Genomic DNA, 10,295 nt, shown 5'->3' with positions numbered 1-10,295 from the left:
CGGTGTCTTCGCTGTGCGGTGTGGCGACCCGACCCGACGGCACCCGCCTGATTTTCGCGATTATTCTGAATGATCTGGGCGGCTCGGATGCACTACCCGCCGCGAAGGAACGCGTGGACGCCGCGGCGGCGGCGATTGCTAATCGCTCGACCGCGCCGAGTGGCTCTAGTGCTTCTAGTGCGCCGGAATCTACTGTGAAAGCTACTGCGGAAGCAGCAAAAGCCCCTAAATCACCCCGTGCAGGTTGATTTTCTATAGTGTTTCACGTGAAACCTAAAAATCAACCTCTCGGGGCAAGACCTCTCGGGGTGAGGAGCGGCAGGTACCGATAGACTCCTCAACCAGGGCTCGCGCCCACTCACCCTGCGGCGGGGTTTCACGCCCGTCTTGTTTCTCTCTCCTCCAGCAGAAAAGTCACCATGGACCTTACCTTCACCCTCGCTGATCTTACCGCCACCTCCACCTGCGAGCTGCGGCTCTACACCGAGCTTCGGGAGCGTGCACAGAAGCAGTCTGCCCGCCCGACCCCCGAGAAGTTCGAGCGCGCCCGCGAGGCGTACCGCGAGTGCCTGCGAGTACTGGCCGAAGGTGGCATGGTCGGCAGTGGAGTAGCTGGCAGTGAGCACGAGGGTGGCACAGCGAGCCCGGTATCCCTGGTGGCGACCTCCGCGGCGGGGCTGACCTACACGGTGGAGCTTGACCGTCTGGAACGCCCGACAGCGGACGGCACCGCGCGAATCGTCTGCACCCCGCACCTGGGTGAGGCGGCGCATCGGGCACTGTTGCGCGGCGCCCTGGTGGCGCACCTGCTGACCGCCGGTGCCACCGAGAGCACCACCGAGAGTGCCAAGAATGCGGTGCGCATCGACCTCTGCCTGGACCACGGCGCGGATGAGTACGGCGCGGAACCCGATTCGGAGCATACTGAGCACCCCTCCCCCGCTGGTCAACCTCACCGGGTTGATTCGGCGCGTATTCTGCCGCTGATTCGCCTGCAGGAGCAGCGCCTCCTGCTGCTCACCCAGGCGCTGAACGAGGGTGTAGAACCGGCGGAACTTGCCGAGCGCATCCCCTATTTTCTGACCTGCGACGAGTGCCCGGCGTGCCTGAACACATGCCTGAACACAGCGGCATCTCTTGCCCGCGTAGCCGAAGCCCCGGAACTCGTCACCGAAGACGCTGCAGCCGCCGCCGAAGAGCCCGAAACCGAAGAGTATCCGGTCATGTACCGGGTGCCCGCCGCCGTGGAGAACGACAGCGAACAGTACCGCCTGCAGTGCCTGCTGGATGCCCAGCTCGCCTCCCTGGAGGAGCACGCGGCGGAGCACAGCTGGGGTGCCGGTGAGCTTGAGGCGGCGATGCTGCTGTCCATGACGAATTATCACCGCCGTGAGCGTGCCCCGTTCTGGCGTGAGCACATTCGCCGCCTGGAGGACGGCCCGACGGCGTGGGTGGCGAGCCGCGATTACGCGTACCTTGATCGGGTGCAGGTGCTTTCGGCGGAGCACGCACATGCTCTTCTGAACACCCCCGCCGACCTGGAGGCGCTCGCCGCCGCCATGAAGGAACCCACCGAGGTTGAGGACGCCCCGGGCTGGTATCGTGTGCGCGGCGCGCAGGTGCGCCTGTTGCGTGCGCGAATTGAGGCTGACCCGAGCCTGGTGATTGCGCCCTCTGACCGTGCGGTTTTTTGTGCGTATGAGGCGGGGGTGAGCCCGCAGATTGCGCTGGACCGCATGGAGGCGCAGCTGAATTATTTCCGTGCCTCGAATCCGGGTGAGCGTGTGCCCGCCGAGTTGGCGGCGACGGGTTTCTTTGGCATGCGTGTGCTGGCGGTGGCGCAGGGCGGTTTCCGTGCCGGAGCTGAGGGTTCTGCGAACCCCGACGAGGCTGCCGCAGAGGCAGCGGAAGAGTCGGCCGGCGAGTTCTTGGAGGTTCTTCTGCAGGAGCGCATCCGCGTGAAGGACGAACCGCACCGCACCCTGCCTTCGGGTATCGGTCCGGGTGATCCGGTGTCTACGGCGACGATTGAGGCGGCTCTGCAGGCCGATGTGCACGGGCTACTTTTCGACGATGCGCTGATGTCTGACTTCCCCGTATCCGACGAAGATTCCGTGCCCTCCGACGCCCCCGCCTCCCCCGGCACCCTGCCGAGTGTACTCGATGCGGCGGCATCCCTGACGGGGGTGAAGAGCGCCTCCGCGGATTTGTTGTTCCGCCGCCCCCCGCGCCTGAAGAAGAGCGCCTCGAACGCTAAAAATGCAGAAAATCTACCCCGTGAGGTTGATTTTCCCGGCTCTGACCTGCCTACGGTGGATGCCGTGCACGCGGCAGTTCGCGCTCTCGACCACTCCTATGTGGCGGTTCAGGGCCCTCCCGGTGCGGGCAAGACTTTCCTCGCCTCGCACGTGATTGCGCGCCTGGTGGCTGAGGGCGCGAAGGTGGGCGTGGTGGCTCAGTCGCATGCGGTGATTGAGAATCTTATGTTGGCGTGCTGCGCCCGTGATGGTTTTGATGTTTCGCGTGCGGTGCGTCTGCGCGGCAAGTCAGTGAGCCCGGACGCCCCGTGGTCTGAGGTGTCTGATTCTGAGCTGGTGGAGCTGATTTCTGGTGCGGGCGGTCTGCTGTTTGGCGGCACGGTGTGGGATTACGTGAGTGAGCGTCGCGTGCCTGCCGGGTCGCTGGATGTGCTGGTGGTTGATGAGGCTGGCCAGTTCTCTCTGACAAATACGGTGGCGGCGGCTCGTGCGGCGCGTTCGGTGCTGCTGCTGGGCGATCCGCAGCAGTTGCCGCAGGTGTCGACGGGTGTGCATCCGTACCCGGTGGATGTTTCGGCGCTGGGTTGGTTGTCTGATGGTGCGGCGGCGCTGGATCCTCGTTTTGGCTATTTTTTGGGTGAGTCGTGGCGTATGGATTCGGCGTTGTGCGAGCGGGTTTCGTGGCTGTCTTATGATGGCGCGTTGGCGAGCGCGGCGGCGACGGCTGGTCGCGCTTTGCAGGGTGTTGAGCCGGGTGTGGTGTCGTATCCGGTGGAGCATGCGGGCTGTTCGGTGCGTTCTGTGCAGGAGGCGCAGGCGGTGGTGGATTGCGTGCGCGAGTTGCTGGGTCGTGAGTGGGTTCCGGCGGCTGGTGCTGAGCCGCGCCCGTTGGCGGCGGAGGATTGCATTGTGGTGGCGGCGTATAACGCGCAGGTTGATTGTGTGCGTGAGGCGCTGATTGCGGCTGGGCTAGCGGATTCTTCGGGCGCTGGCGTGCGTGTGGGCACGGTGGATAAGTTCCAGGGTCAGGAGGCTGCGGTGGTGTTGGTGTCGTTGGCATCGTCGCGGGTTGATTCTGGGCGCGGTGCCGGGTTTGTGCTCTCGCCAAATCGTTTGAATGTGGCGGTGTCGCGCGGTCAGTGGCAGGCGGTGTTGGTGCATTCGCCGTGGGTGGCGCGTTCGGTGCCGCAGGATGTTGAGGAGGTGCTGGCTCTGTCGGGTTTTGCGGGCCTGGTGGAGTAGCGCGCCGCTGACTAGTTCCCCGCTACGTTGCGGGGCTACCTGTAGAGGGGTTTGGTGGGGCCTGGTGATGGGCGTTTTTGGGGTGCCCGGAATCGGGTTTAGTCGAGGTCTTAGCTAGGGCTCAGTCGGGCGGTAACACCAAGAATGAGTTATAGTCAAACTAGCCCTAATGTCAATACTCAAAATGAGGAAAGTTTTTCAACTAGCCTTCATGCATATGATTCACGTCTCTTATAGAATCTAAAGTATCGCGCGACACACTTTTGTGCGGGGGGGGTGGCTCCCAATGAGCCGCTCCGTGCATCCTCAACCACCCATCATTACCGCCGGTCACAAGCGAAAACAGACGAATACAGACAGACACAGTCGACCGTCACAGTATTCACTCACACGATTGCACATAACGAACTGCACACTGCGGATTGCACACCGCGCGACACCATAAACCCCATCGTGGAGGTCCCCCATGAGTGTCAACACCGAGCTACTCAAGAATAAAGATTTTCGAAATACTCTCTTCGCCATTGGAGCCAACCAGCTCTCAGACTCGATGAGCTACATCACCACGCCCATCATTATTTTGGCGCTAACCGGCTCCCCCGAAGCTGCGAGTATCACCCTCTTCGTCGCGGGTGTTCTCGCCACCTGCGCCGGAGCGGTATCTGGAACGTGGGTCGACAGAATCGGCCCCTCAAAGTGCCTGGCACTATCCTGTATTGGCCAGTCACTGTCCTGGATAGCGATTCTCCTCTACCTCGTTTTCAACGTCACCAACATTTACGTTTTGGTGATTACGATTTCTCTCGCCGCCATCATTTCCACCTTCGACTACCCGAGTGAACAGTCCATCATCACCCGCGTAGTCCCCAAGGAGCACCTGGGGTACGCCTCCGGTATGGGTGAGACGCGCGAGTCCACCGCCAACCTGCTGGGCGGCCCGGTCGCCGGCATCATTATCGGCTTCTCGACCGTGCTCATGACCGCAGTTCACGCGGTCGTCAACCTGCTGGCGTTCATCGTCGCACCCAAGACCTACGGCGCTAGTCGGCAGCCCGCGGAAGAGGAGGAGGGCGAGAAAACCAGCTTCTGGCAGGACTCAAAAGCCGGTTTCGAGTACATCCTAAAGAACAAAGTGCTGGTGTCCATTGCGTTCGTTTCAACGCTTGCGAACTTTGGAACGGTCGGTATTCCGCTCACCTTCATCTACTACTACACCCTGGAGGGCGCACACCCGCTCTTCATCGGTATCTTTGCGAGTGCCTTCGGCGTGGGCGTGCTACTCGGTTCGTTCCTGGTCGGCCCGCTGACCGAGAAGTTTGCGCTCGGCCCGCTCGGCATCACCTCCCTGGCCATCATGTCGGCATGCTACCTGCTGCTGCCGGTAGTTCATTCGATGCTGTGGGCGGTGTGCCTGCTGATTGTGCTGGCGGGTATTGTGCTCCCCTCCTTCAATTCGAGCATCATTGCGTACATCAACGCATCCACCCCGGAGCACATGATCGGTCGCGTGCACTCGGTGCAGGGCATTCCGAACATGGCGCTGACCCCGCTGGCTGTTCTGCTGGCTGGCTTCCTCATTGTTGATTGGGGCATTACGTACACGGCGCTGTTCTACGCGGTGTTCATTTTCCTGTCGCTGGTGGTGATGGTGTTCCAGAAGCCGCTACGTCAGCTGCCCCATATCTCGCAGGTAACGAACGCACAGTAGTTCCACGGTAGCCCTGTCTATCAACTCCACTCAACACCCCCGAAAGCGAATAATTCAACGTGCACTTGCATGAAAATTATTTTTCTTTCGGGGGTGTTCTACGCCCTTTTGAGGATTTCTGCACACAGTGCATGCTCACGATAATTCCCCTTATCAATGCGCATTTTTAGGGGTTTAAATGTTGCCGGTATTACGGCGAACCTTACGCCGGTTGTTGAAGGTTTTACGGCATAATAGGAAGGTGTTCGTTCTAACCTTTATTCAACGTTCCGCACAGCACTCACTCACTGCACTGTCGGACGAACTCGCAAAGCTCAACCCGCGTGTTGCCTTCGCCCAGACATACCCTGACGAAATTCAGGGCGCCTTCGACCGCGCCAGCGACGCACTACACGCGGCGCTCATTGCCGCGCGCGATAACGGCTTCTGGGTCGGCATCGGAATCGGCGAGCTCAACATCCCCCGATTCGCAGGCGCACTCGGCGCCGTCAGCACCACCGACTGCACCGGCGACGCCCTCGAATTCTCACGCCTCGCCGTCGAAGAAGCACAAGGAGGCGCACCCGTACGCTGCATCAGCGTCAGCGCCGACAACCGCCACCTCGCCGACCTCGCCGCAGGCTCCGCACGCCTGCTCTACCGCGTATGCGCCGACCGCACCGAAGCCGAATGGCGCGTGGTCAACCTGCTCGTACCCGGCGTGCGCGGCCAGCAGAAAGCCGCCGCAACCGCACTCGGCATCACCACCCAGGCGGTCAGCCGCACCCTCGTCCGCTCCCTCTGGCACGAGGAGCAGGCGGCACGCGGTGCACTCATCGAGCTGCTGACCCGTATTGACCGTTCGCGCCGCCGCGCCACCTAACGCCGCCGCGCATCCCTCATTCTTTCGCGCCTGCCAGCCTTTCGTAGCTGCCCGCGCGGAACCGAACACCCGATCCCGCCCGTGATGATCGCCCCCTGCCAGGGGTGAACCGTCCGGGCGGGATGCTCTTTAAGCCTGGATTTTCACCGCTTCCGCAACCATCATCCCGGCGGGCAAAACCCGAGAAAAGGTAAACTTATCTTTATGCCTCTTTCAGAACTTTCCGTCAGCACCCAGAACTACCTCAAGGAAATCTGGAGCCTCGAAGAATGGACCAAAACCCCTGCCACCGCATCCGCCCTGGCAGAACGCATGGGCCTGCGCATTTCTTCGGTATCTGACGGCCTCAAGCGCCTCGCCGCCGCCGACCTGATCGAGCATCAGCCCTACGGCGCTATTGAGCTCACTGAAACCGGCCGCTCCTACGCGCTGGCGATGATTCGCCGTCACCGCCTCATTGAGACGTTCCTCGTTGAGACCCTCGGCTACACCTGGGACCGTGTACACGACGAGGCGGAGGTTCTGGAGCACGCAGTATCCGACTTCATGGTGGACCGCATCGACACCCTGCTGGGTCACCCGACCCGCGACCCGCACGGCGACCCGATCCCCGACTCTTCGGGGCACATTAGTTTTCCGCAGACCGTGCCGCTGAGCCAGTGCGAACCCGGCGAAACAGTCGTACTCGAACGCATTAACGACGACGACCCGCGCCTGCTGCGTTACCTGCAGGGCCACGGCTTTGTGCCCGGCGTGCGCCTGCACATTGAGGAGGGTGCGCCCTTCTCGGAGGCGGTGAACGTGAGCGTGGTCGGTGCCGGTTCCGGCAACCTGCACGAGACGGACGCAGCCGGCGCGGTGAAGCCCGGCGGCACCATTATTCCGTTGGGTGCGGAGGCGACCGCCTCCCTGTTCGTGTCCCGCACGGTGCGCTAGGCGCGGCGCGTTAGCGGCACCCCTAATCTTCACCTAATCTTCAGAAGATAGCAATAGGCGGAAAGCCTCGCGGTGGGACTTTCCGCCTATTGCTGTATTCGATGAGTGTATTCAGTGAGCTTACTTAGAGCGAGCTTTCTTAGGAAGCAGACGGCTCGGTCTCCGTCACGCTGAGCCGGCGGGCGCGCATCCTGCCCAGCAGACCGTAGCGCGGGGCGAACACGTACGCCAGGGCGAACAGCAGGCCCTGCGTGACGACCACGGCACCGCCGGGGGATACATCCGCGTGGTAGCTGGCGTACAGGCCGGTCAGCGTGCCCACCAGGGAGACTCCCACGCTCACCGCGAGCATGGGCACGAACCGGTCAGTCATCAGGCGCGCCGTGGCGCCGGGGATGACGAGCATCGCCACGACCAGCACCACACCAACGATCTGCAGCGCCACCACGGAGGTCAGCGCCAGCATCACAAGTAGCAGTGCACCGAGCAGACGCGGACGCAACCCCACCGCCTGCGCAAAGCCCGGGTCGAAGGCGTACAGCACGAAGTCGCGGCGCTTGACCAGCAGCACGGCGGCAACAATCACCGCGAGGATAGCGACCTGCCAGACGTCCGACCAGGACACACCCAGCACGTTACCGAAAAGAATATGGTTCAGGTCGGTATTCGACGGCGTCACCGAAATCAGCACCAGACCGAACGCGAACAAAGTCGTGAACACGATGCCAATCGCGGCGTCCTCGCGCACACGGCCGCTGCGCCGCACCCCGCCGATGAGCGCCACCGCCACGAGCGCGGCAATGACCGCACCCACCGCGAAGGGCGCACCGAAAATGTAGGCGAGCACCACGCCGGGCAGCACAGCGTGCGAAATCGCGTCACCCATAAGCGACCAGCCGAGCAGCACGAGCCAGCAGGAGAGCAGGGCGCAGACGGCGGCGGCAATGACGGTGACCACGAATGCGCGGAGCATGAAGGGCAGGGTCAGCGGCTCCACCAGAAAGTTGAGGATGTCCATTTAGTTCTTCCCTTCCGCAGAGCTGTTCGTAGTAGTGCCGGAGGTAGCATCACCGGAGGTAACAGTCGGCGCGCCAGCGTCCACTTCCATGCCGAAGGCACGCACCAGGTTCTCGGGGGCGAGCACCTTCTCCGGGGTGTCGTGCATCAGAATCTCACCGCGCAGCAGTAGCGCCTCGTCAGCAAACTGGCGCAGGGTCGCCAGGTCGTGCGTAGAAACCAGCACGGTCGCGCCCTCGTCGCGTAGCCGTTTGATGACCTGAATGAGCATCGCCTCGCTGCGCTTATCCACGCCGGCGAAGGGCTCATCAAGCAGCAGCAACTGGGCGCCCTGGGCGATAGCGCGTGCCACGAAGGCGCGCTTACGCTGACCGCCCGAAAGCGCCCCAATCTGACGGTCGGCAAGGTCGGTCAGTTCCACGCGGGCGAGCGCCTCATCCACGGCGGCACGGTCTGCAGCACGCAGGCGGCGGGTGATGCCGAGGTTGCGGTAGCGTCCCATGCTGACGACCTCGCGCACGGAGATGGGGAAGGTCCAGTCGATTTCTTCGCTCTGCGGCACGTAGCTGACGAGCCCGGCGCGGTGGTGGTGCGCGTTCTTGCCGCGGCTGCCACGGTTACCGCCGACGGGTTGCCCGTCGAGGGTGATGCTGCCGGCGTGCACGGGCACGACCCCCATGATGGCTTTGAAGAGGGTGGATTTGCCGGAGCCATTCATGCCGATCAGGCCGCAGATACGCCCGGTGTCCAGGGTGAAGGATGCGCCGGTGAGGGCGCGCACTGGCCCGTAGTTCACGTGCACATTTTCGCAGCTGAGAAGAGTGCTCATTCCTTGTGTTCTTTCTGGTGGTCACCGTATGCGTGCGGCGGGTGTACTTGCTTGTGTGGTGGTGAGTGGGCGCTGTGTGAGCGAGTGTTAACGGCGTGGGAGGAGCGGAGCCGTGAAGGCGACCGCCCCTCCTATCCTATCGGGGGTTTGGGGTTTATACCGGGCTTGTTCGGGGTTTAGGAGTTGCCCTTGAGGCCCGCCACGATGGTGCGGGCATCGTAGCGAATCATGTCCAGGTAGGTGGGCACGGGGCCGTTCGCCTCCGAGAGTGAGTCAACGTAGAGCACGCCGCCGAATCGTGCGCCGGTGGCGTCTGCTACCTGGCGCATCGGGTTATCGGAGACAGTGGATTCGCAGAACACGGCGGGCACCTGATTCTGGCGCACGTAATCGATGACGGAGGAAATCTGCGAGGGGGTCGCCTGCTGTTCAGAGTTGACCGCCCAAATGTACTTTTCCTTCAGGCCCGCGTCTGCCGCCAGGTAGGAGAAGGCGCCTTCACAGGTGACGAGTGCGCGCTGGTTCTCGGGCAGGGTGGAGATTTCCTTGACAAGCTCATCACGCACGTCCTGCAGCTGCTTCTTGTAGGCTTCGCCGCGGGACTTGTAGTCGGCGGCGTGGGCCGGGTCGAGGGCGCTAAATTCACGAATCATCACGTCCACGTACTTCTGCACGTTGCTGGGGCTCATCCAGGCGTGGGGGTTGGGCTTGCCCGCGTAGGCGTCCTCGGTAATGGAGATGGGCGTGACCCCCTCGGAGACGGTCACGTGCTTGGCGTTGGATTCTTCAACGAACTTGGCGAACCAGGATTCGAGGTTCAGGCCGTTGTCGAGCACCAGGTCGGCGGCGTGTGCCTTCTTCAGGTCGGAGGGGGTAGGCTCGTACTCGTGAATCTCTGCGCCGGGCTTGGTGAGGGATTCGACGTTCAGGTCGTCGCCTGCCACGTTGCGGGCGATGTCTGCGAGCACGGTGAAGGTGGTGAGCACGGTCTTCTTGCCGTTGCTGCTCGTAGCGCCGTCGGTGGTGCTGGCAGTGTTGCCGCAACCGGTGAGCACGAGTAGCAGGGTGAGTGCGAGGGCGGCGCAGAGCGCCTGGACGAGGCGGCGCGCATTGCTGCCTGCGGGGGTGAGAGCGTTCATGAGGCGTCCTTCATTGGAAGTCACGGGTTTGAGTATGTGGTTGATGTGTGGGATGTGCCGCGCCGGGGCAACAGGGACACGGTGTGTCTGCGCAGGCATCATAGTGCGCTTTTGCCTGTCGTCCCGGGCGGAATTTAACAATAGTTCGGCTAGCCGAACTTTTCAACTAAGCCACACAGAAAACCCGAAATATCGACAGAAACACAGGGACAGACACACAAGAGCAGGCGCACAGCAACAGAAGCACCTGCAGATACAGCAAGGAGGCGAGGGACCCCTCCCCCGCCTCCTTGCTGCACGCGGT

7 protein-coding genes and 1 pseudogene are annotated in these 10,295 nt (G+C 62.5%); 5 read left to right on the top strand and 3 right to left on the bottom strand.

The window, feature by feature from the left end; genetic code table 11:
• The 5 genes and pseudogenes from Q0216_RS06740 to Q0216_RS06720 form a co-directional block, all read left to right on the top strand.
• Positions 1-248, top strand: a pseudogene (locus Q0216_RS06740) (D-alanyl-D-alanine carboxypeptidase/D-alanyl-D-alanine-endopeptidase); the annotation flags it as partial.
• A 171-nt stretch (positions 249-419) separates the two neighbouring features.
• On the top strand, positions 420-3,500 hold the full coding sequence (locus Q0216_RS06735) for a DEAD/DEAH box helicase (protein WP_298593960.1): 3,081 nt from the start codon (positions 420-422) through the stop codon (positions 3,498-3,500).
• 466 nt (positions 3,501-3,966) lie between these two features.
• Positions 3,967-5,208 carry an MFS transporter gene (locus tag Q0216_RS06730; RefSeq protein WP_298593958.1) on the top strand — a complete coding sequence of 414 codons (1,242 nt, stop codon included), beginning with the start codon at positions 3,967-3,969 and terminating at the stop codon, positions 5,206-5,208.
• A gap of 241 nt (positions 5,209-5,449) precedes the next feature.
• A complete protein-coding gene (locus Q0216_RS06725) occupies positions 5,450-6,070 on the top strand; it encodes a recombinase RecJ (RefSeq protein WP_298593956.1) in 621 nt (206 codons plus the stop codon).
• A gap of 204 nt (positions 6,071-6,274) precedes the next feature.
• Positions 6,275-7,006 (top strand): metal-dependent transcriptional regulator, encoded by a 732-nt coding sequence (locus tag Q0216_RS06720; protein WP_005504316.1) that lies wholly within the window; start codon positions 6,275-6,277, stop codon positions 7,004-7,006.
• Between the two features lie 139 nt (positions 7,007-7,145).
• Here Q0216_RS06720 and Q0216_RS06715 read toward each other — a convergent pair whose 3' ends face one another.
• The 3 genes from Q0216_RS06715 to Q0216_RS06705 all read right to left on the bottom strand — a co-directional run bounded on the left by Q0216_RS06715 (position 7,146) and on the right by Q0216_RS06705 (position 9,991).
• Entirely contained in the window at positions 7,146-8,024 is an 879-nt protein-coding gene (locus Q0216_RS06715; RefSeq protein ID WP_298593955.1) for a metal ABC transporter permease, read from the bottom strand.
• On the bottom strand, positions 8,025-8,852 hold the full coding sequence (locus Q0216_RS06710; protein ID WP_298593953.1) for a metal ABC transporter ATP-binding protein: 828 nt from the start codon (positions 8,850-8,852) through the stop codon (positions 8,025-8,027). It abuts the gene before it with no gap.
• A 176-nt stretch (positions 8,853-9,028) separates the two neighbouring features.
• Complete coding sequence (locus tag Q0216_RS06705) at positions 9,029-9,991, bottom strand: metal ABC transporter substrate-binding protein (RefSeq protein ID WP_298593951.1); 963 nt, start codon at positions 9,989-9,991, stop codon at positions 9,029-9,031.
• Positions 9,992-10,295 lie beyond the last annotated feature (304 nt).

The organism is uncultured Rothia sp. (genome assembly GCF_937976295.1).
Classification (GTDB): domain Bacteria; phylum Actinomycetota; class Actinomycetes; order Actinomycetales; family Micrococcaceae; genus Rothia.
This window is presented reverse-complemented; position numbering and strand designations above follow the sequence as displayed.

Coding starts and splice junctions, on each gene's coding strand:
- Q0216_RS06735 (WP_298593960.1), top strand. CDS start 420: ATGGACCTTACCTTCACCCTCGCTGATCTTACCGCCACCTCCACCTGC.
- Q0216_RS06730 (WP_298593958.1), top strand. CDS start 3,967: ATGAGTGTCAACACCGAGCTACTCAAGAATAAAGATTTTCGAAATACT.
- Q0216_RS06720 (WP_005504316.1), top strand. CDS start 6,275: ATGCCTCTTTCAGAACTTTCCGTCAGCACCCAGAACTACCTCAAGGAA.
- Q0216_RS06715 (WP_298593955.1), bottom strand. CDS start 8,024: ATGGACATCCTCAACTTTCTGGTGGAGCCGCTGACCCTGCCCTTCATG.
- Q0216_RS06710 (WP_298593953.1), bottom strand. CDS start 8,852: ATGAGCACTCTTCTCAGCTGCGAAAATGTGCACGTGAACTACGGGCCA.
- Q0216_RS06705 (WP_298593951.1), bottom strand. CDS start 9,991: ATGAACGCTCTCACCCCCGCAGGCAGCAATGCGCGCCGCCTCGTCCAG.